Origin of the sequence: Peribacillus sp. FSL H8-0477 (assembly GCF_038002765.1) — a bacterium.
GTDB lineage: Bacteria > Bacillota > Bacilli > Bacillales > DSM-1321 > Peribacillus.
The window spans coordinates 1,060,581-1,087,052 of record NZ_JBBODE010000002.1; the positions used below are offsets into that span (position 1 = coordinate 1,060,581).

Consider the following 26,472-nt stretch of genomic DNA (forward strand, 5'->3'; position numbering starts at 1 on the left):
TTTGAAAAAGCCTAGGCAACTTGTTGAAGCTGCTGTCTGTATTTTACAGGCGGCAGCTTTTTTAAATTCCACTGGCCTCGATAATGATTGTAGTACGTCATATAACTTTTAATTTCTCGTTTCACTGCTTCTAATGTCTCACATTCCTTTAGATTGGCTTCATCTTTAAAATGCCCAAAGAAGGATTCTTGGGGCGCATTATCCCAACAGTTGCCACGGCGTGACATCGACTGGCCTAGGCCCATTTTCTTTACTAAGGTTTGATAAATAGGGCTCGTATAATGGAAACCCTGATCCGAATGGATAAACGCATCTTTCGCTAAATGCTTATGCTTTTTCAATTTCTTTACTGTATGGAGGGCGATATCCAGCGATAAGGAATCGGACACCTCATACGCTAAAATTTCGTTCGTTTCTGCGTCTTTAATCGTTGATAAATAAGCACGTTTTCCGCCTCTATACGTCAAATACGTGATATCTGTTAATAACACTTTTCCTGCCACACCTTGCTTGAAGTTACGGTTTAGTTCATTTTGGCATGTCCGATGTTCTTTCGTTGCTTTTGCCATGCGTCGATAGGGATTGGCCTTACGAATTGGACAGATAATATCGAATTTCTTCATAATACGGCGAATTCGTTTTAAGTTATATGTGACACTATATTGATTTTGAAGCGTCATTTTGATTTGGCGTGCTCCCTTTTTGCGTCCTCGGAAATAATACGCCTTTAAAATGATTTCTTTCACCACTTCATCTGCCACATCTTGATCTGCACGGTTTTGTGCAGAGCGTTCATCAAAATAATTGTAATAACCTGAGCGAGAAACCCCCATCAGTTCACAGAAGTAGCTCACCATGCGCTTCAATCCGTATTTATTGATGGCGCCATAAATCAGTTCAAATTTTATTTTCGCTTCCATTGTGATTTCTTCTTCCTCATCTGCCTTTCGAGTAGATCCAGCTTTTTTAGTAGTTCGTTCTCTGCCTCAAGTAATCGCATTTTCGCTTCTAATCGTGCGTATTTTTCTTCCAGGCTTAGTTCCCGTTCAAGTGGGTGTCCTGAATTCGTTTTACGTGTATCCTGTAAACCGTCTATACCAGCTTTTCGATACGCTGCTCGCCAACGTTTTGCGGAAGAACTCACACGCTCCAAACCGATTAATTCGACATCTAATCCCGCTTCTTCAAAAATGATTCTTGGTAGCTTTCCTTTCTCATTTTCTGCAATAAAATGGCGCTTAAATTCATCTGTATAGGTAATGGCCTTTTCACTAACTGCCTGTACGTAGGGATTACATTTTAATTGCGCTTGTTGTTTTTCAGTTAAGTAGATTTTTGTCATTCGGTTCCGCTCCCGTATCTTTTTTCTCATTATAAATAAAAATACCCTACAAGATAGACTTTTTTCAAAGTGTCTATCTTGTAGGGTACATTTTACGCAGGTAAACAGTTTTTTTCTTTTCTTTAGTTGATAATATAGAGAGTTTGCGTGAGCACATTTATCGACTTTTACACCAAGAAGTATGAAAATAGAGACTCCTAAGAATTAGCAGGGGACAATATAAGGAGTGAGCAACTAAATGAAAGCTAACCATCAAAAGATATTTGAACCATTCACCTTTACATCGGGTGTAGAAGTAAAGAACCGTATTATGTTAGCGCCAATGACCAATTATTCGTCAAAGGATAATGATGAAGTATCGGAATCAGAACTTGCTTATTATAGTGAACGTTCTGGCGGGGTTGGTGCAGTGATTACTGCGGTAGCTTATATCGAAGCTGGGGGCAAAGGCTTTCCAGGTCAATTCAGTGCTGCAGATGACAGTTTTATTCCGAGCCTGAAAAAATTGGCTGATACGATTCAATCAAAAGGCTCGAAGGCAATTCTGCAAATTTTCCATGCTGGAAGAATGAGTCCGCCTGACTTGCTGCCTGATCAACAATCTGTTTCTGCAAGTGCGGTTGCAGTAGAACAGAAGAGTGCTCAAGTACCGCGTGAAATGACTGAATCAGAAATTCAGGCAACCATTAAAAACTTTGGTGAAGCAACTAGAAGAGCAATCGAAGCTGGGTATGACGGCGTTGAAATTCATGGAGCAAATACCTATTTACTTCAGCAGTTTTTCTCTCCACATTCGAATCGAAGAACTGATCAATGGGGTGGATCTTTAGAAAAAAGAATGGCCTTCCCGCTTGCTGTCATTGCTGAAGTGAAAAATACCGTTGCAAAGTTTGCGAAACATCCATTTATAGTCGGGTACCGTCTATCTCCGGAAGAAGGCAGTAATCCAGGAATTACACTTGAAGATACACTAAGTTTCGTTGATACGCTAGCCAATCAAGAACTAGATTATCTTCATATTTCCGTGATGCATTTCTGGAATGGTTCGTTCCGTGATAAAGATAAATCGGAATCGCGTATTGTGAAAATACATGAAAAAGTTGGCAGCAGGGTGCCTGTTATTGGTGTTGGTTCATTGCATACACCTGACGAGGTGGTCGATGCACTAAACACGGGCGTTCCATTTATCGCATTAGGCCGAGAACTACTAATGGAACCAAGATGGGTTCAAAAAGTTGAAGCTGGAGAAGAAGCTGATATTCGGACAACATTGTCCAAACAAGCTCAGCAAGAACTAGTGATACCTGATCCATTATGGGATCGATTAATTAACGTACCAGGCTGGATGCCTGTCGTAGAATAAAATAGATGCAGCGGATTTATTTCCGCTGTTTTTTTATGTAGAAAGTAGAATTTTTCATTTTCTATAAAAAAATGGGTTCCCGTGGTATCGGAAACCCATTTCTGTAGAATAAGAATAACAACTAAAATCTTCCAGATTTAAAAATGGCGAAGATCAGCCAGAGGAACATGAGTAAGGCAATACATGACCCAATTTCAATAACAGGAAGCTTCCATAGAAGCGAGGCTTGACCAGAAATGGAAGAACCGATAATTAAGCCAACCATAATAATACTGAAAGCGAGTACGACGATGGCAAAAGATAGTCGATTTGAAATACGATCCATCTTTTTTAAAAATATATTTAACTCAGGAATAGTAATCTCGAGACGCATTTTTCCTTTTTGAATAGTGGATGCAACCTCACGCAGTTTTTTCGGAAGGTCGGCAAGTATTTCCGTATACTCGGTAAGGTGCTCCCAAGCGTTTGCGGCAATTTTCTTTGGATTATACCGTTCTTTTAATAACTGCTTGCCAAAAGGTTCGGCTGCATTCATTATACTGAATTCATGATCCAGCATTTCAACTAGGGCTTCCACGGTTAGTAAAGCTTTAGCTAACATGGTTAGTTCTGCAGGAATCATGATTTGATGTTTGTAGGCTACAGTCAGCAAATCGGATACTGCACCGCCAAGACTGATTTGACTTAGGGGAACATCATAATACCTGTCCCTTAATTCATCTATATCGACATGTAATGCTGACATGTCTGTATCAAATGGAATAACGCCCATTTCCGATATAGCTTTAATAATTCCATTTGTACTGCCGCTCTTCATAGACAAGGCAAGTAAGGCGAATTGATTCTGCATGTTTGCAGAAAGTCGTCCAACCATACCGAAGTCCATCCAGACAATTCGATCCCCAGGAAGAATAATGATATTTCCTGGATGAGGATCACCATGAAAAAACCCTTCGATAAGAATTTGATGGAGCATCGAATGGGCAATTCGTTCAGCAATTACTTTTCTGTCATAACCTTCTTCTTCAAGTCTAGTCAGATTGTTAACTTTTACACCGCTTATGTACTCCATTGTTAGGACTTTAGCTGTTGTATGGCTCCAATATACACGAGGAACCTTGATTGTCTCATCATTCATTGAAGGTCGAGATATTTTTTCACTATTGCGTCCTTCTGTTTGATAATCAAGCTCCAGCGTTAGTGATTTTGAGAACTCTTCAATAATTTCTCTCAGTTGAAAACGCTTGGCACGGTCAATACGTGACTCCATAATACGAGCCAGATCATCAAGTATTTCGAGATCGGTTTTAACAAGAGGTCGAATATGCGGACGTTGCACTTTAACGGCGACACGTTCATTCGTATGCAGTCTTGCCCTATGAACCTGTCCGATTGAAGCGGTAGCCAGCGGTGTTTCATCAAATTCACTAAATAAATTTTCAAGATCATCGCCCAATTCTTCCTCAATAATCTGACGAACTTGCTGAAAACTGAAGGGAGAAACTTGGTCTTGCAATTTTTCCAGTTCAAAAATAATGTCTTCAGGTAATATATCACGTCGAGTACTTGCCATCTGTCCTAACTTTACAAAGGTTGGACCTAATTCCTGAAGCATCAGCCGCAGCCTTTCACCAGTCGTACGATTTCTTGAGTTCTTATCGGAAAGGACTTTTTTCTGAAAAGGAAGCCGTTCCAGTAAGCCCAAATCTTTTACTAGATAGCCAAATCCGTTCCTTAAAAAAGCACTGATAATTTCCTGATAGCGCTGTGCATGTTTCATCCGCTTTCCTATCATATGAACCCCTCCTTACACGATTAGTGGAGTCTTTGCTCTAACAGCTCAATTCTCCGTTTTAACGTATCAACTTCTTTCTGAGAGGCAAGGTTCAAATCCTTGAGTGCCTTGGAAACAAGTGCTGTAACTTGATGGTCAAGATCACGTTTTGCTTGGGTGCCTTTTTCGGTTAACTGCTCAAGCAATTCCTTTGATTCAGTCCGGCTGAGTTCCCCTTTAGCAACAAGGTCCTCGAAGACCTTTTCCAATTGCTCTTTAGTCGTAACGGCAGCTCCTACACCTAAAGAAAAAATTTGATTGAGCAGATTTTTCATTGAAATTCCTCCTCTAGTTTCTTTCTTAAATCATACAACATTGAGCAGACTGCACCAAATTAAAAGCAAGAATTATTAGAAGTTATCCATTTTCTGTTTTTAATTATTTTTATTAGATTAGAATTATTATTGTTTATTTATTGGGTTGATTATGATAATATGAATATAGAAAAACGAATGAATTTCCATATAACTGTTTCAATAGTGCTGTTTTCGTTCCTTGAACGAAAGCAGCCTTTCCTACTTTATAAATAGAATGAAGTTGATTATCTTTCTCAATTAGACATCTTTCAAATGAGAACGAGTTTCATCTAGATGAATGATTGAACACTACTGGAGGGAAAATGATGATTGAGGAATCAAAAGCGCTTAGACAGAATAAAATTAGTGAGACTTCTATTCTGGATAAACTTAAACCACATATTGAACTTATTGCCGCTCTTTTTAGCGGTGTATTAATTGTTATAGGCTTGATATTAGCTAAAGCTGACATGGAGACATCATCGATTGTTATTTATCTGTTAGCTTTCGTTATTGGCGGATATGCCAAAGCGAAGGAGGGTATTGAAGATACAATAGCAGATAAACAATTGAATGTAGAAATGTTGATGATCCTTGCCGCAGTCGGTTCTGCCATCATTGGCTACTGGACAGAAGGTGCTATATTAATCTTCATATTTGCCTTAAGCGGTGCATTAGAAACTTATACAATGAACAAAAGCCATAAAGAAATTTCAGCTTTGATGGACTTGCAGCCAGAGGAAGCTCTTCGCATAAATAATGGGCATGAAGAAAAAGTAGCTGTTTCTGCTTTAGCTGTAGGTGACTTAATTCTGGTTAAACCTGGGGAACGTGTACCGTCTGATGGTGTTATTACAGAAGGGAAAACGAATCTGGATGAAGCCGCAATTACAGGAGAATCTTTTCCTGTCAGTAAAAGCTTGAAAGATGAAGTATTCGCAGGAACGGTTAATTTGCGAGGAACCATTACTGTTGAAATTACTAAGCCTAGCAGTGAAACATTGTTTCAAAAAATCATTTTGCTTGTTCAATCTGCACAAAGTGAAAAATCACCTTCACAGCTTTTTATTGAACGCTTTGAAGGTACTTATGTAAAAGTTGTCTTGGCCGTTGTTGCCTTAATGATGTTCCTGCCGCATTTCGTTTTAGGTTGGAGCTGGACAGAAACATTCTACCGTGCAATGATCCTGCTCGTTGTCGCATCTCCATGCGCACTGGTCGCGTCCATAATGCCAGCTACCTTATCTGCTATCTCCAACGGTGCTCGTCATGGAATACTAGTCAAGGGCGGTGTCCATCTCGAAAATCTTGGGTCTATGCAGGCAATAGCTCTTGATAAAACAGGTACACTAACCAAAGGAAAACCAGAAGTAACAGATGTTGTTGTTCGTGAAGATCTTTCAGAGGCTGAATTTTTATTCACAGTTGCGTCTGTAGAAAATTATTCGAATCATCCATTGGCGGCTTCAATTGTACGATATGCCAAGACTAAAATAGATAAACCGCTCATTAAGCCTGAAAATATGGAAGATATCTCAGGATACGGTGTACAGGGAATGATAAACGGTGTTCTTTGGAAAGCAGGCAGAGCTGAGTTTGTTGGCGGCCTCGAATCGGAACAGTTCCAAATTGGAATTGGACAAAAGCTTGCAGAACAAGGGAAAACCGTAGTCTATGTTAGAGATGAACAGGGCATTGCCGGCATCATGACACTTAAAGACGTCGTTCGGGATACCACAATTGCAGCGATTGACGCTCTTCGTAAAGAGGGGATTCGTACAGTTATGCTTACCGGAGATGGTGAAAAAACAGCGAAAGCAATCGCAGCTGAAAGTCACATAGATATGTATATTTCTGGGTGTTTGCCGGAGACAAAGGTAGATGAAATTAAAAAGCTCATGGAACAGTTTGGTACGGTGGCAATGGTTGGTGACGGCATCAATGATGCCCCAGCGCTGGCAACCGCGTCTATCGGGATTGCAATGGGGGAAGGAACTGACGTTGCACTCGAAACAGCAGATGTCGTATTAATGAAAAATGATTTGCCTCGTATTGCTGAAGCAGTTAAATTATCAAAGAAAATGAACAAAATCATTAAACAAAATGTTGTGTTTTCTATATTAGTTATTATGGTTTTGATTGCTTCTAATTTCCTTCAGTTTCTTGATTTACCGTATGGAGTTATTGGACATGAAGGAAGTACAATTTTAGTTATCCTCAATAGTCTGCGCTTATTAAAAAATTAATACCAATAAAAAATGCTGATCAGAAATCATGATCGGCATTTTTTTATGGCATTGAAAAAACGACCATACTGTATACCAGTCATGATCGCTGCAGCTTATGTATACTTATTGTTCATAATTGATAGGCACTACGTTCATCCCGACCATCTTAGCTGCCAAGTAACGGCGATAGCCATTTGTTAGGACATTAGTATCTTTATTTATTGTTATAGGTTCATCTAAATTACCGGTCCGAACAACATAATCCATAACTTCCTTGGTTTTGTCATCACTAGGATGTGAATGCAAGAATTCCTCGGATACTATAATCTCTTCTAATGATATAAATCCTTCTGTTCCAACTGGTTTCAAGTTTACCACCTCTTCTTACTATTAATTATATACGCTAATAGATGAAAATGACCTTTCAAAACAAAAATAATCAAAATTTTTGACTTTTTATGAAGTGGAAGATTCACAATTACTGGTTTTTAGACTAGAATGACCTATTTATAAAATAATTTGTCTACCCAGCACATTCAGATTATGAGAAGGTTTAATTATAATGATATAATATTATTATTTCATAAACTGGTGAAATATATAAGAAATAGGTTTTTTATTTAGAAATGTACTAAATAATAGGTATAAAAAAAGAATATGGTGAAAGATAGTATAATTGACGTTATTGGCAGTAAGTGATATTATTATATTGGTATAATAATATGATTTGTGTGAAAAATTTCACGTATTACAATGAAATCAGCAGGAGGAAATTAGAAATGAAATCAACAGGAATTGTTCGTAAAATCGATGAATTAGGTAGAATCGTTATCCCTAAAGAGTTACGCCGTACACTTGGCATTATGGAGAAAGATCCATTGGAAATATATGTTGAACAAGAACGTATTATCCTAAAGAAATATCAACCAAACATGACATGCCAAATTACTGGGGAAACGTCTGATAATAACCTTAAATTAGCGAACGGATCTTTAATTTTAAGCCATGAAGGTGCAGAACTTCTAATTAAAGAAATTCAAGCAAACTTCGAAGCTTCTAAATAAACGATGATACAGATAAATAAATAGGATTGATTTTTAAAGTGATATGATTATTGATATTGCTTTTCTTTTTGTTCCATCAGGCATTTATTGTCTAAAGAGAAACCCCAAAGGTTTGGTTAATTGACTATCCGAACTTTTGGGGTTTCTCTTTTTCTTTACTATTCGTTATGCAGACACATCACGCTTCACGAAGGCTACAAAAGCGATAACCATAAAGATAAAGAAGTAGATAGCCAGCATAATCACAGAGAAGGTCATTGTCATGCCATCAATAAGACTTGAGCCATTAATATATTGACTTAGATTAATATTGGCAAATATAAGGTATTTTGCCCAATCATAGTAAGCGCCGATTATTCCGGTAATAATATTACCTGATAATAAAAAGAAGATTGCTAGTCCGATAGCAAGTGAACTGTTACGGAATGCAGCCGAAATCATAAAGGCTAGTGTCGTAAACATGAGCAGTCCCACTGACTCTAAGCCATATTCAATAAGTAATTGAATAATAATATTACGTTCGACTATTTCACCATTAACGTATGCCAAGTAAGGCTGGGTACCTTCAAACCCAAAGAAAATAGAACCGAATAGAAAGCTTGAGACGAATAGGATGCTAATCATGAACAAAGCAAATAATAAAACAGTTATGTATTTACTAAGCAAGATCTTTACACGGTTGATAGGGCGGATTAGCAGTAATTTGATGGTACCCCAACTAAATTCATTTGCAATGATACCTGCCGCAATAATAATCGTAAAGAGAGCGACGAACGATATAAAACTCACTGCATCTGTCATGAAGTCCCAGACATTATATGTCGCGTTTGGTGGTAGATTATGATCAATCCGATATTGGTTTTCAGCAATATACGGCTTCATCATTTCGTCATCTGCGTAATTTTTATTCTCTTCTGTAAGTGTTACTTTCCAAGCCCCGTTTTCGCTATTCGTATCCGGTTTATCGAAGAAATATAACGCAATGGCTGTACCGAGCACGAGAAGGAGTGTAATCCCAATCAGGATGTACGTTGCTTTTCGTTTGAAAATCTTAATCCATTCATTTGCTAAAAGGCCCATTATGCAACGCCTCCCTTTTTACCAGTTATCTCTAGGAACTTATCTTCTAAAGATTTATTAATAGGCGCTGCTTCATAGATTTCACAGTCGTTTTCAACGAGTGTTTTAATAATATTCGGCATATTAATAGACGTCCCGGTAATCTCAATAGACCGTTTTCCTTGAGTAATAACGGCATCAGTAAAAGATGATTGCAGGACAGTTAATGCTGTCGAAATAGGTCTTGCATCAATCAAATAACTCTTATTATCTTCAGTCATCATATCGTTAACATTTTGGACATCAATCATCCGGCCGTTTTGAATAATGCCTATTCGGTCACACATCATTTCCATTTCAGCTAATAAATGACTGGAGACGATAACCGCCATATTTTCTTCGCGGGCAAGCTTCTTAATATAATCTCGAATTTCACGTATACCAGATGGATCCAAGCCATTTGTTGGTTCATCGAGTATTAATATCTTGGGACGGTGAAGTAATGCTTGCGCAATGCCTAGACGCTGCCTCATACCAAGTGAGTATGTTTTTACTTTTTCTTTTAAACGATCTTGAAGTCCGACCAGTTCGGCCACTTCCATGATTCGTTCTTTAGTTACACCTTTGGTCATTCGGGCATATTGCTTTAGATTATCAAGACCAGACATAAACTTATACATTTCTGGGTTTTCAACGATACCGCCTACTTGGGCAATTGCTTTTTCAAAATCTGTGGAAATACTATACTTGCCGATCTTTATATCTCCGGAAGTAATCTTCATTAAGCCAACCAACATCCTAATTGTGGTTGTTTTTCCCGCACCATTAGGTCCAAGAAATCCAAACACTTCTCCGGCATGGACGTCAAAGCTGATATTATCAATAATCAGCTTTTTTCCAATTTTCTTCGATACATTCGATAAGGTTATTACTTTCTCCAAACTGACACTCTCCCTTTTTTCCTCTTACAACACACATGTTTTAAAAGGTAATATATGTAAGACTTATCTGTAAATTCTAGCATGTTCCTAACTATCTGTCTAATAAACTTAGAATTGACTATCAAATGCATAATTGAGAGAAGTTTGTCCACACAATCTCTGCCTTACCTGAATACAATACCAAGAAAATGTAAGGGCCGTATACCAAAAAGGCACAAGAATGTGCGACAAGGAGAAAATCTGTTATGAACATTATACTCATTTCTTCTGGTTATAAAGGTATCTACCCTTATTTAGAACAAACAGTTGTGGATGAATTCTTGAAATTAGGACACTCAATTGTAAAAATTAATCCCACCCTAACAAAAGAATTAAGGGAAGTAATTAAACAATCCAAACCAGAAGTAGTTATTACCCTTGTTGGTTATAAGACAGATAAACAATTATTAAACGATCTGAGAAAAACAGGCGCTGTTTTATGTGTGTGGTTAACGGAGGACCCCTTTTACCTAGATAGATCCATAGAAATAATGCCTTATTTTCAGCAGGTTTTTACCATTGATTTAGCTGCATTTGAGTTTTATAAAGTAATGTTTCCAGAGAAAACTATCATGCATTTGCCTCTTGGAACGATTTCTTCTATCTATCAACCATCGGAAGAGAAAGCAAAGTATGATTTGTGTCTAACAGGTTTCCCATACCCAGGAAGAGTAGAGTTGGTTCAACGCATTTTAGCAGAGACTCCATATAGCTTAATAGTGGTTGGTCCAGGATGGAGGAAATCGATTGCAGAGAATGATCCGAACAGAGTAACGATTATTAATAGATGGAGTAGTCCTCACCAGATCCGAAAAGTATATAATCAATCGAAAATTATATTGAATCCCCATCGTGATGACAACTTTCGTGCCAACCAAAATAATCTTGGAATTACAAGTAAAAGTATCAATAATCGTTGCTTTGATATCGCGGCGTGTGGTGGGTTTCAGTTAATTCCTCATAAACCTGATACAGATGTACATTTTAACCTCGAAAAAGAAATCGTTGTTTATTCTAGTCCGCAGCACTGTATAGAATTGATTCATTTTTTTATAAAAAATGAAGTGGAACGAACCCAGTATAGTCAAAATGCTTATAAAAGGGCTTTAAACGGTCATACCATGTTTCATAGAATCCAAGACATCCTAAATACACTTTTTGAAAAAAAGTAAGGGGGAATGAGTATGTCTCAATTAAAGCATAAGACGGTACTGGTCACAGGTGGTACCGGATCATTTGGAAAGAAATTTATCAGTACCATTTTGAAAAGTGAAGTAAAGAAAGTAATTGTTTTTAGCCGGGATGAATTAAAACAGTATGAAATGGCTCAAGAGTTTACAGATTCAAGAATGCGCTTCTTTATTGGTGATGTCCGTGATAAGGAGAGATTATTTCGTGGGTTTGAAGGAGTAGATATAGTCATTCATGCTGCAGCATTAAAGCACGTCGGTGTTTGTGAATATAATCCGTTTGAAGCCATTAAAACCAATATCCATGGAGCACAAAATATTATTGAAGCGGCAATCGACAGAGGAGTGGAAAAGGTCATTGCGTTAAGCACGGATAAAGCAGCAAGTCCTGTAAACCTGTATGGCGCGACTAAGCTGGCTTCAGATAAATTATTCGTAGCAGCAAATTCGTATGCAGGCACTAAGAAAACCCGCTTTAGTGTGGTACGCTATGGAAACGTTGTTGGGAGCCGTGGAAGTGTCGTTCCATTTTTTAAAAGTATTAAAGATACTGGCATCATTCCGATTACCGATGAGCGGATGACTCGTTTCTGGATTACGTTAACCCAAGGTGTGCAGTTTGTGATTGATGGTCTCGATAGAATGAAAGGAGGGGAAATATTCGTACCGAAAATTCCGAGTATGAATGTCATGGACTTGGCGAAAGCCATTGCGCCAAACTGTAATGTTGAGTTTAATGGAATTCGCCCAGGTGAGAAATTACATGAAACGATGATTACGGAAGACGATGCGCGGCGAACAGTAGAATATGATGACTATTATGTGATACAACCTGAGTTCCCTTGGTGGGATGCTGCCTATACAAAAGACGGGAAGTCACTAGCAGAAGGGTTTAGCTATGTTAGTAATACGAATGATCAATGGTTGTCTGTCGAAGAGCTGAGAAAATTGGTTAATGAATAAGATAAGACCAGTCTATAGCGTGGATGGTGAAGGTGAATGGATCAAAATAGAGCAAAAAGAGAGACGTTTCTTCCCTATGGAAGGCAATGGATCGATCAAGTAGATATCGATGCCGTGGTTAATGTGTTAAAAGGAGACTTTCTTACTACCGGCCCATATGTAACCAAATTCGAACAGGAGTTGGCTGATTATGTGGGAGCAAAGTATGCAGTCACATTTTCAAATGGAACGGCAGCACTCCACGGAGCATGTTATGCAGCGGGGATAGGTTCCGGGGATGAAGTCATCACAAGTCCGTTAACGTTTGCAGCAAGTGCAAATTGTATCTTATATCAAGGAGGAAAGCCTGTCTTTGCGGATATTGATGAGCAAACCTATAACATAAATCCAAAAGAGATTGAACAGAAGATTACGGAGAAAACGAAAGCGATTATTCCTGTTCATTTTACGGGACAGCCATGCGCTTTAGATGAAATAGATGATCTCGCAAAAAAACATCAGCTGATTATTATCGAAGATGCAGCGCATGCGTTAGGTGCTGAGTACAAACAAAGAAAGATAGGATCCATTAGCGATATGACCATGTTTAGTTTTCACCCCGTGAAACATATTACAGCGGGAGAAGGCGGCGCCATAACAACGAATAGCCAAGTGTATTATGAGAAATTAATTCAATTTCGTTCGCATGGCATTACCCGTGATTCTAACATAATGAAAGACAATCATGGACCCTGGTATTACGAAATGCATTTCTTAGGGTATAACTATCGTTTAACAGATATCCAAGCAGCTCTTGCATCTAGTCAGTTAAAGAAAGCGGATAAATTTTTAGCATTAAGGATGAACTATGCCTCCATGTATAACGAGGCCTTTAAGCGTACAAGTGGGATCACCATTCCGTTTCAACAAGTGAATGGTCAGTCAAGCTGGCATTTATATGTTCTTCGTCTTGAACTAGAGAAGTTAACAGGAAACCGAAAAGAAATCCTACGAGCACTAATTAATAAAAATATAGGTGTAAATGTGCACTATATTCCAGTTTATCTTTTACCGTACTATCAAGAATTAGGATATAAGCAGGGTCTTTGTCCAAAGGCGGAAAATCTTTATGAACAAGTGATCACATTGCCTCTATTTCCAGCTATGACAGAAGATGATGTGAACGATGTGATTGAGGCTGTCAAAGAGGTAATCAACACATATTCTAAATGAGTAGCAGGTGATATTGTGAAAATAGTAGCAATTATTCAAGCGAGAATGGGATCGACAAGACTGCCTGGAAAAGTAATGAAAGAAGTCCTCGGTAAATCACTGCTTGAATATCAGATTGAGAGAGTAAATAGGTCGCAATCCATTCAAAGTCTTGTTGTGGCGACTACACAACGAGAAACGGAACAGCCGATCATTGATCTGTGTGAGAAGTTAGCTGTCCCATGTTTCCGGGGGGCAGAAGAAGATGTATTAGAAAGGTTTTACGAAGCAGCCATTCACTATGAGGCCGATGCAATTGTACGTCTAACGTCCGATTGTCCTTTAATTGATCCACTTATTATTGATAAGGTGGTTAACGAATTCCGAAATAGCAGACGATATGATTACGTGTCAAATACTATTAAAAGAACGTATCCGCGTGGATTTGATATTGAAATATTGTCAATGGAAGCTTTAAAACAATGTCATCGAGAAACAACAAATACAGGTTATCGTGAACACGTCACGCCTTTTCTTTATAAACATCCAGAACGCTTTAATATTGGTCAGGTTACACATTCAAGCAGCCTGCAACATTATCGGTTAACTGTTGATACAGAAGAAGACTTTACGTTAGTCCGTTTTATTATTGAACATCTTTATAACAAAAACCAATCTTTTTCTCTCGAAGATATCCTCTATCTGCTGCAAGAAAATCCCGAATGGAACTTACTAAATTCACATGTTGAACAGAAAAAAGTGCTATGAACGTCCTTATACGGGTTGATGCTTCTATAGAGATTGGTACAGGCCATGTGATAAGATGTCTAACTCTCGCAGATAAACTGCGTAGACATGGTGCCGAAGTCAGGTTTATTTGTCGAGAACATGTTGGACATTTGTGTGAGTTAATTGAAATAAAAGGATACCCCATCTTAAGACTTCCCTATGTTCTAGAAACACGAGAACTGGCTGCTGACACGTCTCATTCACAATGGTTGAAAGTGTCACAGCAACAAGATGCAGTACAAACAAAACTTCTGCTAAAGAAGGAAATAGTGGATCTGTTAGTCATTGATCATTATGCGATTAATGAGGTGTGGGAAAGTATTCTTAGAGAGTCTGCAAAAAAGATTATGGTGATTGATGACTTAGCTGATCGAAAACATGATTGTGATTTTTTACTAGACCAAAATGATTATGAGGGGTACCAATTTCGCTATAAGTTTCTTATTCCCGCTCCTTGTAAAACTTTTTTAGGACCTAACTTCGTCTTATTAAGAAGTGAATTTTATCCAATGAAGCGGAGAATTCGAAGGGGGCCAGTGAAAAGACTTTTGCTCTTTTTTGGTGGAAGTGATCAAACGAATGAAACAAAGAAAGCTTTACACGCCTTTTTGGCATTAAATAGAACGGATATTCAAATAGATGTTGTTGTTGGTCAAACGAATCTCCATAAAAAAGAATTGGCTCATTTCTGCAAACGATATGATTTTCTTACGTTTCACTATCAGGTGAATTATCTTGCTGAATTAATGTATAAGGCGGACTTATCCATTGGGGCTGGCGGCACGACAACCTGGGAACGCTGTATGATGGGGTTACCATCAATCGTGTGGAGTCTTGCTGAGAATCAAGTGAAGATCTGTGAGCATGCAGAAAGAAAAAAAATCGTCGCCTATTTAGGTAAAAAAGAAGAAGTAGGCGTCACTTTAGTATCGAAACAATTAGGCAGCTTGATGAATAATGAAACAGCACGAACGGAGATGTCTATTAGAGCCTATCTGTTAATGAAGAATAATCGATTGAGCCAACAGATGCTAGTTCAAAAGATTATGAGAGTAGATGAATAAGATGACCTATTTCTTGCGAGAGTTAGTTGATAGTGATAAGGACATGATTTTTCAATGGAGAAATGCAGCAGAAGTGAGGGTGAACATGCTTTCTAATCACCCAATTATGTACAAAGAGCACTGTCGCTGGTTCGAAGATGCCATGCATAACTCAACCTATTTTCGCGTGTTTATCGGTCCTGATAAACCTCTAGGTTTCGTGTCTTTTAAGAAAACGGTAAAGGATGAATGTGTTTGGGGCTTTTATATTGGTGAACAAGATGCCCCAAAAGGCTCGGGAACAATCATGGCAATGTTAGCTATTGACTATGCCTTTTATCAGCTGAACATGAATAAAATCATTGGGGAAGTGCTTTTCTTTAACAAAAAAAGTCAAGGGTTACATTTGAAATTAGGGTTCGAAAAAGAAGGAGTCTATCAAAATCAACAGGATCAAATACAAGACGTTTTTCGCTTTGTTTTATCTAAAGAAAAGTTGAAATTTCGAACTGAGGAGTGAGTTGATGGAAGGTATTAATCTAGGCGGACGGATGGTTGGACCCAACCATCCTCCGTTTATTATTGCAGAAATGTCTGGGAATCATAATCAATCGCTGGAACGAGCTTTGGAAATTGTTGATGCAGCAGCTAAAGCAGGCGCTCATGCGTTGAAAATCCAAACATATACGGCAGATACGATGACAGTCAATGTCGACAATCAAGTCTTTAACATTCAGGAAACAGATAGTTTATGGAAAGGAAACACTCTCTATAAACTGTATCAGCAAGCCTATACCCCATGGGAATGGCACGAACCAATTTTTACTAGATGCAGAGAACTTGGACTCATACCATTTAGCACGCCATTTGATGAAACGGCCGTAGACTTCCTTGAAGGTTTAGCAGTCCCTATGTACAAAATCGCATCATTTGAGAATAATGATCTTCCCCTTATTAAGAAGGCAGCTGCTACAGGTAAACCTTTGATAATTTCTACGGGGATGGCCAGTCTGGGCGAACTCGATGATATGGTTCGCTGCCTCAAAGAAGCTGGTTGTAAAGAATTTATTCTCTTAAAATGTACCAGCACGTACCCTGCAGCTCCTACAAACACCAATATTGCAACCATTCCACATATGCAAAACCTCTTTGACTGCCAAGTTGGTTTATCTGACCATACCTTAGGAACGGCTGTATCGGTAGCGAGCGTAGCACTTGGTGCAACCATTATCGAAAAGCACTTTACCACTTCTCGTGCAGATGGCGGTGTCGATTCTGCTTTTTCAATGGAACCAACAGAAATGCAGTCATTGGTTAATGACACCCATACTGCGTGGCAGTCTTTGGGGGGGATATCGTATGGACCAACAGAAGCTGAGAAAAGTTCACTAAAATTTAGAAGGTCTGTCTTTGTGGTCAAAGATATAAAAGCCGGTGAGGTGCTCACGCAGGAAAACCTTCGAATAATTAGACCTGGATATGGGTTAGCACCAAAATATTATGATATTTTACTAGGAAAAAAAGTAGTGAAAGAAATCAAAGCAGGTACGCCTGCAGATTGGACCTTCTTTTAACAGCTGATATCTATAATTCTATGAAAAGAGGTGTTTTTCTTGCCAAAAGTGACCGTCATTTTAACAAGCTATAATAAACAGGAATATGTGGGAAGAACGATTCAATCCATTTTAGGTCAAACTTATCAGGATTTTGAATTATTTATTATGGATGATAATTCAAATGAAGAAACCTTAAAAGTAATTGAACCATATTTGAAGGATGAGCGGGTAAAGTTTTTTAAAAGCAATATACAAACGCTTGAGGAAAGGGTAGAAAAAACCCGCTATGCTGTATTAATTAACCAAGCGCTGGATATAGCACAAGGTGAGTATATAACCTACGCAACTGATGATAATGTTTTCCACAAACAAAAGATTGAGAAACTGGTTGCCTTTCTAGAGGAACAGCAGGAAGCCATGATTGTATATTCAGCATCAAAAACCGTCCATTTAAATGAGTTAGGGGAAACGACGAAAAGTGTGGATCGCCCGGCAAAGTCAATTTCATGGCTTGCTTCGTGTATGACTGATCATTGTTCGGTTATGCACAGGATGTCGATTCTTCCTAAAATTAAGGAAGCCTATGGTTCATATTGGGATGAAAATCCGCAATTCTACCGGCTGGGAGACGCGAGATTTTTTTGGAGAATTAATCATTATTGGCCATTTTATCCTCTAAATGAAATCCTCGATTTTAACTATATAACACCAAAATCCATTCATGCTCAACTATTTAGTGATTCTCCTAATAAATTTTCAGAATTGCTTCCAGAACAAAGAACGTGTTTTGAGCTGCGAGAAGGAATTAGAGCCTTAAGGAAGGGGAAGGGTGTATGAGTACCTATTTAACGAATTATTGGTCCCTCTATCGAGAATTTGTGGAAACCTTTAATCAGCTTACATTTCGAAAGATCCCCATTGTTTTGCTGACCAACTTTTATCAACAAATCGATCAGGAACTAAAAACGAAGATGGAGAAAGAGGAGTTTCAGGCTGATTTAAGATTTCCCGTTATGGACCAGAGCAGAATTCAACCCTATTTTGAAGAGATACTTGGAAAAGGCGGCTCTCCACAATCGGCAGGCGGAAAGACATTAATTGTCTCAGATTACACACGTATTCCTGAACAAACTTACTCCCAGGTGTTTGACTCGAAGGAAACGTTGATTCTTACACGCTCGAAAAAAACAGAAATGTATGGAATTCCAACAGTTTGCATGGGAAATTATGAAGAAAATGATGAACAGGCTGTTACAGAATTAACAACACAGGCCACAGCTATTTTTGCACAATACAATACGCATGCTGCATTTGGTAATGAGGTGTTCCAACAGACTTTCTTAAAACGAATTCCCCTGATCGTAAAAGCTGTCTGTTCAGCCATTCATCTATTTGAACACGTAAAGATATCTGCTGTAATTGTAGGAACAACTGAAGATATGTTGAGTAGAGCGCTCTCTATCGTTGGTTCTATGCGGGGGATTAAAAGTATTTGCTTGCAGCATGGTATCCTCATGGGGGAAGAAGCATTCATGCCCGTCTTTACAACCATTGTGGGGGTTTACGGGGGATATGAACAGAAATGGTATGAACAAAGAGGAGTATCCATTGAACGGATAGCACAAATCGGTCATCCGAAATTTGATGAAATCTTTACTCATTCTCCAGCTGACAAAGCAGCATTTTTTGAAAAAATGGGTCTTGATCCGGATAAGTTGACCTTATTAGTGATTACTGGACCAAATCTTGATCAAGTCAAATTTGAAAAACTAATCAAAAACATCGCCGAGCATTCCTTTCAGCTGCTTATAAAGCCTCATCCATGGGAGATGGGGAAAGGGAAATATCAAACGTATCTAGACCTAGAGCAAACAAACAAAAAAGTGAAAGTTTATACATCTAGAGAGAATAATTTATATGATTTGCTTTCGCATGTTGAGGGAGTGGTTTCATCATTATCCACGGTAGCACTAGAGAGTATCTTGTTAAATGTACCCGTGTTCCTGTTTAATTTTTTATTCAGCAATCGTACCTACGACTATTTTGATTCCTTCGGAGCGTATATCCAAGATGACCCGGACATACTTAGCGACATAGTGAATCAGTATTATCTCTCCAGTGAAGAAAGGAAAAAATACCAGGAAGCAAGAGAACAGTATGTAGCTGATTCTAAAAATGATGGATTATCCGGCCAAAGACTGGTGAACTTAATTAAATAAAATACCCAGGCTGCCGAGAACTCTCGACAGTCTTTTACTATCAGCTGCTTGACACCTTTTCAATATCCCTGAACGCTGAAAAAAGTCTATTGTTGAGAAAAATGCTGATTCCACATAAACTTCCACCGGATAACTTCATTTCAATACTATATCCCGCACAAAAAGGCCTGAAGCTCATGGTTGGATGAGCTTCAAGCGCACAAAATTCTGCCTGTTCCGCACAATTATCGAAAAATGTTATACCGGAAAAGCTGTGCCGGCAAAGGAAATGGGTCCGTTGATTTCCGCTGTTGAACCTGGAGAGGATATAGGGTCCACTTGTCCAGTTAGTTCGTAGGTGACGGGACCTAATCCAGCACTTGCATCAACATGGAAAACTGATTTTGAAAATAGTGATTGTTCACCATTTTCATTGCTGATTCCATCACGACTCTCCCAAATGACAGGTCCATTTACTCCGCGGCGTATACGCCAAATGATGACAAGTTCAGGTAAATTCGGCGAAATCATATTGATAGAAAAGAAGGTTGGAGAGCTCCATCCGATTGACCCTTTTAATTCCACTGCAGCTGCTTGGGTGAGTGTGATTGATAGAGTAGTAATTGAGGTTTCAGCATTTGTCACTGTAAATAAACCCGGAGAAGGAACAAAGATACTGGAAGGTTGAGAAAATGAATAATTGACGACTCCGGGTGCACCGGTCGGTCCAGTAGGTCCAGTTGCGCCCTGCTCTCCTGCAGGTGCATTTACAGTTACATTCACATTTTGCTCTACTTCGCATTTGCAATCTTTATCGTTTTTGTAAAATCCCACAATCATAGCCTCCTCATGTACAAACTTACTATATTCTATGTTGCAGAATGTAAATGGCTTGGACATTTTTATCTTTTTTGGGGGATAGAGGATAGAACAATCGAGGAGACAAGAACGAAAAAAACCCACTTTAGGAAGTGGATTTTTAGCATTACTTATCGGGTTTTGCATCAACATGTTCGATGTCTTTTTGTAGCAGAAAATAAGCCAGCACACCAGATAATAGCGAACCGCCTGCGGCAATTAATATACGCCATTGTAGGTCTACCGCTGAGTGATCCTTTTGAAGAATCCATATTGATAGGACTGCAACAACAATCATAACAATGAAAATAGTTTTGAAACGTTTCATGACGGCCTCCCCTGTTTATGTACTTCCATTATCTTATCATATCGAACTGGTAGACTGGATAATCAAACAGTAAAAGATTTGATTTGATATTTTCTTAATCGATATTGGAGACTTTGTCTGCTTATTTGTAATGCTTTTGCAGCTTGTGAGACATTAAAGTGATACTGCTTTAGTACATTTTCCAAGTATAATTTTTCAGTGGTTGAGAGATAGTCTTCAAGTGAACGTAAGGGTTCAGAAACCTCTTCATGTTGATTGGTTTTAACAGGAACTTTCTTTTTATATAAAGTTGGCAGGTGTGAGATTTGAATGATTTTATCAGTGGATTCTAATAAATTCATCGCGCCTTCAATAATGTGTTCAAGCTCTCTTACATTTCCCGGCCATTCATAATCATAGAAAAGAGAGTAACCCTCTTCACTAAGGTCTTCAATCGTTAAATCGAATAAATCATTAAACTTTTTTATAAATGAATGCGCCAGCAGATGGATATCTTGTTTTCGTTCTCTAAGAGGAGGGATAAACAATGTAACCACACTCAAGCGGTAATACAAATCTTTTCGTAAATGACCGTTTGCAATGGCTTCTATTGGATCCTCATTTATCGTCGCGATAATCCGAACATCGATATCTATATCTTTCGTATCGCCTACTCTTCGGATGGTTCGTTCTTGGATCGTACGCAGCAGTTTTGCTTGTAATTGAGGATTCAGTGAGTTGATTTCATCTAAAAGAATGGTTCCGCCATGAGCTTGTTCAAATAAACCCGGACGTTCAATGGAGCCAGTAAAGGCACCTTTCTTTGTGCCAAAAAGGATACTTTCGATTAAACTTTCTGGAAGAGCAGCGCAGTTCTGACTGATAAAAGGCATAGAGGATCGATTACTGCCATTATGTATGCTTTGGGCAAATAATTCTTTTCCTGTCCCTGTTTCTCCCACAATGAGAATGGATGAGGCTGTTCTAGTTGAACGTTTACTTTGTTCAATGACAGCTAAGAAATTCTCACTTTCTCCAATAATACTTTCAAAGGTATATTTGGTTTCACTTTTATTTAATAGAGTATCTTTGATTAATCGTTCAAGATTGGAGATGTCCTTAGCTGCTTCAATTGCTCCGATCACTTTTTTGTTTTGATTGAAAATTGGAATAGTATTATTTATGGTAGTGATCTCTTGTCCACGGTTATTAAAGTAAGTTTGTTTAGAATTTTTGGTTTCTTGACCATAATGGAGAGCACGAATTAAGGTACTTTCTGTTTCTTTATGGAACTTAAAAACTTCAGGGATTTTCTTCATTAATACATCCTGTGAAGACATGCCTTCGATTTCACTCATTTTCTTATTGTAAATAATGGTTCGTCCATTTTGATCGATTATATGTATGCCAATATCAATCACATCTGTTAGTGAATATAAGATAGAATGATAATCTTCATTATCTAAAAACATCGAATCCCCCCTTATTTATAGTAAATAGTGTAAATCAATAATAATATTGGTGCAATAATTCTTTGCATGTATGAACCAATTTTTGCACCCTCCCTGCAAATACTCTTTGCAGGGAGGGTACTTACATCATGTTTTAAAGTGTTTTATGTTGGCACAAATCTTGCAGTATTTATAGTGAAAGAAACATGATGGAGGGATTTGCATGAGAACGAAAACAGAAAAAGTAATCGAGCAAACAGAGCAATATGGTGCGAATAACTATAATCCGCTCCCCATCGTTATTACAAGGGCCGAAGGAGTATGGGTGGAAGATCCTGATGGAAATAAGTATATGGATATGTTAAGTGCTTATTCAGCTGTGAATCAAGGACATAGACATCCGAAAATTATCGAAGCTTTAAAAAATCAAGCAGACCGTGTGACATTGACATCTCGTGCGTTTCATAATGATCAGCTGGGTCCATGGTATCAAAAAATAGCCCAACTGACACAAAAGGATATGGCGCTGCCAATGAATACGGGTGCTGAAGCAGTAGAAACAGCAATTAAATCTGTTAGACGCTGGGGATATGACGTGAAAGGGATTGCTGAGAATCGAGCGGAGATTATTGCTTGTACAGGTAATTTCCATGGCCGGACAATGGCCGCTGTGTCACTGTCTTCGGAGGAAGAATATCAAAGAGGTTTTGGTCCAATGCTGCCAGGAATTAAGCTGATTCCATACGGCGATTTGGAAGCATTGAAAGCAGCCATTACGCCTCAAACGGCAGGATTTTTAATTGAACCAATTCAAGGTGAAGCCGGGATCATTATACCTCCGCAAGGATTTTTAAAAGCAGCTTTTGAACTGTGCAAAGAAAATAACGTCTTATTCGTTGCCGATGAAATCCAAACTGGACTTGGACGCTCAGGGAAAACCTTTGCTTCGGACTGGGATGAAGTAACCCCTGATATGTATATTTTAGGGAAAGCACTTGGGGGTGGAGTGTTCCCCATTTCATGTGTTGCAGCTAATCGTGAAATTCTTGGCGTGTTTAATCCTGGTTCTCATGGTTCGACATTTGGTGGTAATCCATTAGCCTGTGCTGTTTCCATTGCTTCTCTTGAAGTACTTGAAGAAGAAAAGCTTGCCGAACGTTCATTAGAACTTGGAGAATATTTTATGAAACGCCTACAGGAAATTAAGAGTCCTAAGATCAAAGAAATTCGGGGCAGAGGCTTATTCATCGGGGTAGAATTAACTGAAGAAGCAAGACCTTATTGTGAACGATTAAAAGAGTTACATGTACTATGTAAAGAAACCCATGATACAGTGATTCGTTTTGCTCCGCCGCTGACCATAACAAAAAAAGAACTGGATTTTGCTATTGATCGAATTAAACAAATATTATCATGAGAAAAATTCTATATCGGAAAAGGGAAGACTTTTCAGAACGGTTTTAGTTAGAAGAGGTGACTCGATACCCGAGTTACTCTCTTTTTTTTTGCTGATGATACCCGCAGAAATCAAATTAATTACATGGTAAATGTATTTATTAGTGAAACCTAATCGTTTCTTGATTAACATTTGTTTACATGATAATATTGCAAACGACATGTATGAGAACAGTAAATACTTCAAGATTACCTTAGCAAAATAAGGCTTGAAGAAAAAATTTTTGCATTCTAGCATCCTTAAGGGATTGTAATCGGAGGATGAATGATGAATGAACTGGAAAAACATCATATAGAGGAGAAACGTATTAATGCGTTGAAACTATACGAGATACTTGATACACCTCCAGATGGTGCATTTGATAGAATTACTGCACTTGCTTCACAATTACTAAAAACCCCTATTGCCATAACTAGTCTTGTCGACAGTGATCGTATTTGGTTTAAATCTCATCATGGGATTGATGTGGATCAAATTGATCGTGAACCTGGACTTTGTGCTTCTGCTATTCTTAGTCATGTTCCGTATATTTTAGAAGACGCCAGTATCGATCCACGTTCGCTAGCTAATCCTTTGGTTGCAGGTGAAATGGGATTTCGTTTTTATGCAGCAGTTCCACTGACCACGCAGGATAATCATAATCTTGGCGTATTATGTATAATTGATTTTAAACCGCGAACAATTACAGAAGAAGAGGTAGCAATTTTAAAAACACTCGCACAAATCGTAATGGATGAGATGGAGCTGCGTTTAGCTTCACGATACATTGATAAACTTAATCAGGAGAAATCTGATCTATTAGCCCTCCTTAGTCATGAAATCAGGACGCCTATGAATGGGATTATGGGAATGACAGAATTGCTGCGATCTACTGAATTAACACAAGAACAGGTAGAATATGCAGAGGTTATTGAGACAAGTGGGAAATCCCTGCTTTCAACATTGAATCATATCTTAGATTTTTCAAAATTAGGTTCAGGTCAAATGAAAATGAATCTTCAACCTTTTGATATCCGTGCCTGTGTAGAACGAGTGATCCAACAATATGTTCCCGAAACTGAAAAAAAACAAATTTTAATTGAAAGTATCATCGATTCTGCTATTCCATTAGTATTATTGGGAGACGATTATAAAATTCGACAAATTCTTCATAACGTAGTTGGAAATGCTGTAAAGTACACGAAACATGGAAGGATAACTATTATGGTTTCCTTAATTTTAAATAATGATCCTCCTGAATGCGTTACATTACTCTTCACAGTAAAGGATACTGGGGTGGGAATTGAAAATGATCAAAAAGAAACATTGTTTGAAGCATTTTCTAAAGTGAAAAATGGATATAGAGAACAGCAAAGAGGAAGTCAGCTCGGTCTTCCTATCTGTAAGCAGCTGGTTGAAATGATGCTAGGAAGTATCTGGATTGAAGAATCAACCAACAAAGGTTCAACCGTAGCCTTCGAAATTAAAGTGTCTCATCTAAAATAGGGAATTTTTATAGGACAAAATGTGTAGAAGATGTCTAATTAGGATATCTTCTTCTTTTTTTCTTCATTTACTGATCTATGTAAGGAATAGTTCTTTCGACCTTTTACCATACTAGTTGTTGTTCACCTATTACGTTTAAGAGGAGGAATATGTATGGAGCAAAATCAACAAGAACAAATTCATCAAAATATGCAAACAGGTGCTGTGCCTCCGCAAATGAATCATGGAGGTCATGAGTTATTTGATGTACACGAAGTCCTAACTGGGACAATCAATACACTAAATTTATATACATTGTTACGCCAACATATTAAAGATCCAGAGTTAAAGGACATTCTAGATCGTCAGTATCAGTTTATTCAAGAGGAATATAACATATCTGTAGAGTCCTTTAAGACAGGAATGGATCCGTCTAAACCGACACAAAGTTATAAAATGAAACAAGGTAATGATTTTATTTATGGACTTAAGCCGTCACAGCCAAAGAAACCGATACAATCAGTGTCTGATATTACTGATGAATGTATTTCGAATCTTATGCTAGGAGAAGTAAAAGCAGGGGCATCCTTGAAAGCTATGTCAACGTTAGAACTTACAAATCCAGTGGTTCGCCGCGTGTTTGCTGATTCTGTTCCAAACTGTATAGAGATGGCTTATGAGATATCACTATATCAAAACAAACATCATTATTATCAAGTTCCACAACTTGCCCCTGCGGATATTCAACAAATGGTAAATGGATTTGCACCAGCTCAGTCTCAGCCGCCAATGCCTCATTAATCCTAAGAAAAGATAACAGAGTGGTTTAACAGTCCTTAGGGATTGTTAAACCATAAGATATTCTTTTTAATGCTATGAAAAGCTGTTTCTTCTTATTTAAATAAAATGTAAGCGTGTTCACAAACTTAATGAAAATACATAAAAAAACTATACGTTCAATATAATCAATTTATACACTATAGCTATAGGGGGAGATTTTATGAAGGATTATATATTTATACTTGATTACGACATCGAACCACAGGAGGTTATTATTGAAGCAACTGGAATGATGGATGCCATAAAGAAGGTCAAAGATTTTCAAAGGCAAAAGAAATTAGGGAACCAAGCCAAGATTTTATTTAAAGGAATTGTTTATTAAATCATGTTTAAAGGGGAATAAGTATGTCACAAGCAGCAAAATAAACAAGGCTGATTCCAAGTGGGAATCGCCTTTTTATTTTGCTGAAAAAAGTAATGAACTATTATAATAAAAGAAGATAAACAAGGGAGGGAAAAGAAATGAGTTTGACAATAGTTAAAGGTCAAAAAATGGATTTGACAAAGAATCATTCAGATAGAGAGTTAGTAGACGTGAAAATGACATGGCATTCAGGAAATGATATGGAGATTGATGCATCTGCCTTTATGATTGGTGAAAAGGGGGAGGTTGTCAGGGAAGAAGATTTTGTGTTTTATGGACAACCTGTCTCTAGCTGTGGTTCGGTACGATTAGAGTATTTAGAGAAGCCTCATTTTGTCATTAACCTGCCTCAAGTGCCGCTGGATGTTCAAAAGATTGTCTTTACGCTGACCATTGATCAACCTGAAGCAACCGGGAATATATTTGCAAATGTATCAGAGATTGAGATGCAAGTTATTAATGATAAGACAAAGGACGTGGTAACAACTTTTCCAGTCACGTACTCCTTTACTAATGAAAATGCTATTGTTCTTGGTAGTTTGTATCGTCATGCGGGAGAATGGAAGTACGAGGCAGTAGGTGCAGGTTATTTTGGCGGGTTAGCGGATCTTTGTACTGAATACGGCGTTGAGGTTG

General features: G+C 38.1%; 25 protein-coding genes and 1 pseudogene. 17 read left to right on the top strand and 9 right to left on the bottom strand.

The window, feature by feature from the left end; translation table 11 throughout:
• Window positions 1-11: 11 nt before the first annotated feature.
• Window positions 12-1,342 (bottom strand): IS3 family transposase gene (locus tag MHI18_RS16905; RefSeq protein WP_340845500.1). Its coding sequence is split into 2 segments (ribosomal slippage): window positions 12-958 and window positions 958-1,342, totalling 1,332 coding nucleotides; the frame shifts between segments, so codons are not numbered across the junction.
• Window positions 1,343-1,580: 238 nt separating this feature from the next.
• On the opposite strand from MHI18_RS16905, the gene MHI18_RS16910 reads away from it, so the two are divergent.
• The gene (locus MHI18_RS16910) at window positions 1,581-2,705 is read left to right on the top strand and encodes an NADH-dependent flavin oxidoreductase (protein WP_340848976.1); all 1,125 of its coding nucleotides are present in this window, start codon (window positions 1,581-1,583) and stop codon (window positions 2,703-2,705) included.
• A gap of 121 nt (window positions 2,706-2,826) precedes the next feature.
• Here the strand turns inward: MHI18_RS16910 and MHI18_RS16915 are convergent, their stop codons facing one another.
• Both MHI18_RS16915 and MHI18_RS16920 read right to left on the bottom strand, forming a co-directional pair.
• Window positions 2,827-4,500, bottom strand: coding sequence for an ABC1 kinase family protein (locus tag MHI18_RS16915; protein ID WP_340848977.1), 1,674 nt, complete (start codon window positions 4,498-4,500; stop codon window positions 2,827-2,829).
• 20 nt (window positions 4,501-4,520) lie between these two features.
• A complete protein-coding gene (locus tag MHI18_RS16920) occupies window positions 4,521-4,814 on the bottom strand; it encodes a phasin family protein (RefSeq protein WP_340848978.1) in 294 nt (97 codons plus the stop codon).
• 347 nt (window positions 4,815-5,161) lie between these two features.
• Between MHI18_RS16920 and MHI18_RS16925 the strand changes: the two genes are divergently transcribed.
• Window positions 5,162-7,081, top strand: a complete 1,920-nt coding sequence (locus MHI18_RS16925; RefSeq protein WP_340848979.1) for a heavy metal translocating P-type ATPase — start codon at window positions 5,162-5,164, stop codon at window positions 7,079-7,081.
• 105 nt (window positions 7,082-7,186) lie between these two features.
• Here the strand turns inward: MHI18_RS16925 and MHI18_RS16930 are convergent, their stop codons facing one another.
• A complete protein-coding gene (locus MHI18_RS16930) occupies window positions 7,187-7,432 on the bottom strand; it encodes a hypothetical protein (RefSeq protein WP_340848982.1) in 246 nt (81 codons plus the stop codon).
• Between the two features lie 410 nt (window positions 7,433-7,842).
• Here MHI18_RS16930 and MHI18_RS16935 point away from each other — a divergent pair, with 410 nt between their 5' ends.
• Window positions 7,843-8,127 carry an AbrB/MazE/SpoVT family DNA-binding domain-containing protein gene (locus MHI18_RS16935; RefSeq protein ID WP_340848983.1) on the top strand — a complete coding sequence of 95 codons (285 nt, stop codon included), beginning with the start codon at window positions 7,843-7,845 and terminating at the stop codon, window positions 8,125-8,127.
• Window positions 8,128-8,292: 165 nt separating this feature from the next.
• Here MHI18_RS16935 and MHI18_RS16940 read toward each other — a convergent pair whose 3' ends face one another.
• Together MHI18_RS16940 and MHI18_RS16945 are read right to left on the bottom strand one after the other, a co-directional pair.
• A complete protein-coding gene (locus tag MHI18_RS16940; protein WP_340850311.1) occupies window positions 8,293-9,210 on the bottom strand; it encodes an ABC transporter permease in 918 nt (305 codons plus the stop codon).
• A complete protein-coding gene (locus MHI18_RS16945; RefSeq protein ID WP_340848985.1) occupies window positions 9,207-10,127 on the bottom strand; it encodes an ABC transporter ATP-binding protein in 921 nt (306 codons plus the stop codon). The genes MHI18_RS16940 and MHI18_RS16945 overlap by 4 nt, the downstream gene beginning before the upstream one ends.
• 245 nt (window positions 10,128-10,372) lie before the next feature.
• Here MHI18_RS16945 and MHI18_RS16950 point away from each other — a divergent pair, with 245 nt between their 5' ends.
• From MHI18_RS16950 to MHI18_RS16990, 9 genes are read left to right on the top strand one after another with little or no spacing between them, the layout of a single operon-like run.
• Window positions 10,373-11,338 (top strand): CgeB family protein, encoded by a 966-nt coding sequence (locus MHI18_RS16950; RefSeq protein WP_340848986.1) that lies wholly within the window; start codon window positions 10,373-10,375, stop codon window positions 11,336-11,338.
• Between the two features lie 12 nt (window positions 11,339-11,350).
• Window positions 11,351-12,319, top strand: coding sequence for a UDP-N-acetylglucosamine 4,6-dehydratase (inverting) (gene pseB, locus MHI18_RS16955; RefSeq protein ID WP_340848987.1), 969 nt, complete (start codon window positions 11,351-11,353; stop codon window positions 12,317-12,319).
• Between the two features lie 36 nt (window positions 12,320-12,355).
• On the top strand, window positions 12,356-13,531 hold the full coding sequence (pseC, locus tag MHI18_RS16960) for a UDP-4-amino-4,6-dideoxy-N-acetyl-beta-L-altrosamine transaminase (protein WP_340848989.1): 1,176 nt from the start codon (window positions 12,356-12,358) through the stop codon (window positions 13,529-13,531).
• 15 nt (window positions 13,532-13,546) lie between these two features.
• Window positions 13,547-14,278: a glycosyltransferase family protein gene (locus MHI18_RS16965; RefSeq protein WP_340848990.1), complete on the top strand. Its 732-nt coding sequence runs from the start codon at window positions 13,547-13,549 to the stop codon at window positions 14,276-14,278.
• Window positions 14,275-15,363, top strand: a complete 1,089-nt coding sequence (pseG, locus tag MHI18_RS16970; protein ID WP_340848992.1) for a UDP-2,4-diacetamido-2,4,6-trideoxy-beta-L-altropyranose hydrolase — start codon at window positions 14,275-14,277, stop codon at window positions 15,361-15,363. Before MHI18_RS16965 ends, pseG begins: the two co-directional genes overlap by 4 nt.
• A complete protein-coding gene (pseH, locus tag MHI18_RS16975) occupies window positions 15,356-15,862 on the top strand; it encodes a UDP-4-amino-4,6-dideoxy-N-acetyl-beta-L-altrosamine N-acetyltransferase (RefSeq protein WP_340848994.1) in 507 nt (168 codons plus the stop codon). The genes pseG and pseH overlap by 8 nt, the downstream gene beginning before the upstream one ends.
• A gap of 4 nt (window positions 15,863-15,866) precedes the next feature.
• A complete protein-coding gene (gene pseI / locus MHI18_RS16980) occupies window positions 15,867-16,916 on the top strand; it encodes a pseudaminic acid synthase (RefSeq protein ID WP_340848995.1) in 1,050 nt (349 codons plus the stop codon).
• A gap of 39 nt (window positions 16,917-16,955) precedes the next feature.
• Window positions 16,956-17,735: a glycosyltransferase family 2 protein gene (locus MHI18_RS16985; protein ID WP_340848997.1), complete on the top strand. Its 780-nt coding sequence runs from the start codon at window positions 16,956-16,958 to the stop codon at window positions 17,733-17,735.
• Entirely contained in the window at window positions 17,732-19,117 is a 1,386-nt protein-coding gene (locus MHI18_RS16990) for a CDP-glycerol glycerophosphotransferase family protein (RefSeq protein WP_340848999.1), read from the top strand. Before MHI18_RS16985 ends, MHI18_RS16990 begins: the two co-directional genes overlap by 4 nt.
• 237 nt (window positions 19,118-19,354) lie before the next feature.
• Here MHI18_RS16990 and MHI18_RS16995 read toward each other — a convergent pair whose 3' ends face one another.
• The 3 genes from MHI18_RS16995 to MHI18_RS17005 form a co-directional block, all read right to left on the bottom strand.
• Entirely contained in the window at window positions 19,355-19,930 is a 576-nt protein-coding gene (locus MHI18_RS16995) for a hypothetical protein (RefSeq protein WP_340849001.1), read from the bottom strand.
• Between the two features lie 151 nt (window positions 19,931-20,081).
• Entirely contained in the window at window positions 20,082-20,282 is a 201-nt protein-coding gene (locus MHI18_RS17000) for a hypothetical protein (RefSeq protein ID WP_340849003.1), read from the bottom strand.
• A gap of 62 nt (window positions 20,283-20,344) precedes the next feature.
• The gene (locus MHI18_RS17005) at window positions 20,345-21,733 is read right to left on the bottom strand and encodes a sigma-54 interaction domain-containing protein (RefSeq protein ID WP_340849004.1); all 1,389 of its coding nucleotides are present in this window, start codon (window positions 21,731-21,733) and stop codon (window positions 20,345-20,347) included.
• Between the two features lie 202 nt (window positions 21,734-21,935).
• Between MHI18_RS17005 and MHI18_RS17010 the strand changes: the two genes are divergently transcribed.
• The 5 genes and pseudogenes from MHI18_RS17010 to MHI18_RS17030 all read left to right on the top strand — a co-directional run.
• Window positions 21,936-23,129 carry an ornithine--oxo-acid transaminase gene (locus tag MHI18_RS17010; protein ID WP_340849006.1) on the top strand — a complete coding sequence of 398 codons (1,194 nt, stop codon included), beginning with the start codon at window positions 21,936-21,938 and terminating at the stop codon, window positions 23,127-23,129.
• 306 nt (window positions 23,130-23,435) lie between these two features.
• Window positions 23,436-24,653, top strand: coding sequence for a sensor histidine kinase (locus tag MHI18_RS17015; RefSeq protein ID WP_340849009.1), 1,218 nt, complete (start codon window positions 23,436-23,438; stop codon window positions 24,651-24,653).
• Window positions 24,654-24,806: 153 nt separating this feature from the next.
• Window positions 24,807-25,433 carry a spore coat protein gene (locus MHI18_RS17020; RefSeq protein ID WP_340849010.1) on the top strand — a complete coding sequence of 209 codons (627 nt, stop codon included), beginning with the start codon at window positions 24,807-24,809 and terminating at the stop codon, window positions 25,431-25,433.
• A gap of 199 nt (window positions 25,434-25,632) precedes the next feature.
• Window positions 25,633-25,794, top strand: a complete 162-nt coding sequence (locus tag MHI18_RS17025) for a hypothetical protein (RefSeq protein ID WP_340849012.1) — start codon at window positions 25,633-25,635, stop codon at window positions 25,792-25,794.
• A 140-nt stretch (window positions 25,795-25,934) separates the two neighbouring features.
• Window positions 25,935-26,447 (top strand): annotated as a pseudogene (locus MHI18_RS17030) (TerD family protein); the annotation flags it as partial.
• Between the last annotated feature and the right edge of the window lie 25 nt (window positions 26,448-26,472).

Bases quoted from the DNA above. Each gene is read 5' to 3' on its own strand.
- MHI18_RS17010 (WP_340849006.1), top strand. From the start codon at position 21,936: ATGAGAACGAAAACAGAAAAAGTAATCGAGCAAACAGAGCAATATGGT.
- pseI (WP_340848995.1), top strand. From the start codon at position 15,867: ATGGAAGGTATTAATCTAGGCGGACGGATGGTTGGACCCAACCATCCT.
- MHI18_RS16920 (WP_340848978.1), bottom strand. From the start codon at position 4,814: ATGAAAAATCTGCTCAATCAAATTTTTTCTTTAGGTGTAGGAGCTGCC.
- MHI18_RS17015 (WP_340849009.1), top strand. From the start codon at position 23,436: ATGAATGAACTGGAAAAACATCATATAGAGGAGAAACGTATTAATGCG.
- pseG (WP_340848992.1), top strand. From the start codon at position 14,275: ATGAACGTCCTTATACGGGTTGATGCTTCTATAGAGATTGGTACAGGC.
- pseC (WP_340848989.1), top strand. From the start codon at position 12,356: ATGGATCAAAATAGAGCAAAAAGAGAGACGTTTCTTCCCTATGGAAGG.
- pseB (WP_340848987.1), top strand. From the start codon at position 11,351: ATGTCTCAATTAAAGCATAAGACGGTACTGGTCACAGGTGGTACCGGA.
- MHI18_RS17000 (WP_340849003.1), bottom strand. From the start codon at position 20,282: ATGAAACGTTTCAAAACTATTTTCATTGTTATGATTGTTGTTGCAGTC.
- MHI18_RS16935 (WP_340848983.1), top strand. From the start codon at position 7,843: ATGAAATCAACAGGAATTGTTCGTAAAATCGATGAATTAGGTAGAATC.
- MHI18_RS16925 (WP_340848979.1), top strand. From the start codon at position 5,162: ATGATTGAGGAATCAAAAGCGCTTAGACAGAATAAAATTAGTGAGACT.
- MHI18_RS17005 (WP_340849004.1), bottom strand. From the start codon at position 21,733: ATGTTTTTAGATAATGAAGATTATCATTCTATCTTATATTCACTAACA.
- MHI18_RS16915 (WP_340848977.1), bottom strand. From the start codon at position 4,500: ATGATAGGAAAGCGGATGAAACATGCACAGCGCTATCAGGAAATTATC.
- MHI18_RS17020 (WP_340849010.1), top strand. From the start codon at position 24,807: ATGGAGCAAAATCAACAAGAACAAATTCATCAAAATATGCAAACAGGT.
- MHI18_RS16950 (WP_340848986.1), top strand. From the start codon at position 10,373: ATGAACATTATACTCATTTCTTCTGGTTATAAAGGTATCTACCCTTAT.
- MHI18_RS16990 (WP_340848999.1), top strand. From the start codon at position 17,732: ATGAGTACCTATTTAACGAATTATTGGTCCCTCTATCGAGAATTTGTG.
- pseH (WP_340848994.1), top strand. From the start codon at position 15,356: ATGAATAAGATGACCTATTTCTTGCGAGAGTTAGTTGATAGTGATAAG.
- MHI18_RS16910 (WP_340848976.1), top strand. From the start codon at position 1,581: ATGAAAGCTAACCATCAAAAGATATTTGAACCATTCACCTTTACATCG.
- MHI18_RS17025 (WP_340849012.1), top strand. From the start codon at position 25,633: ATGAAGGATTATATATTTATACTTGATTACGACATCGAACCACAGGAG.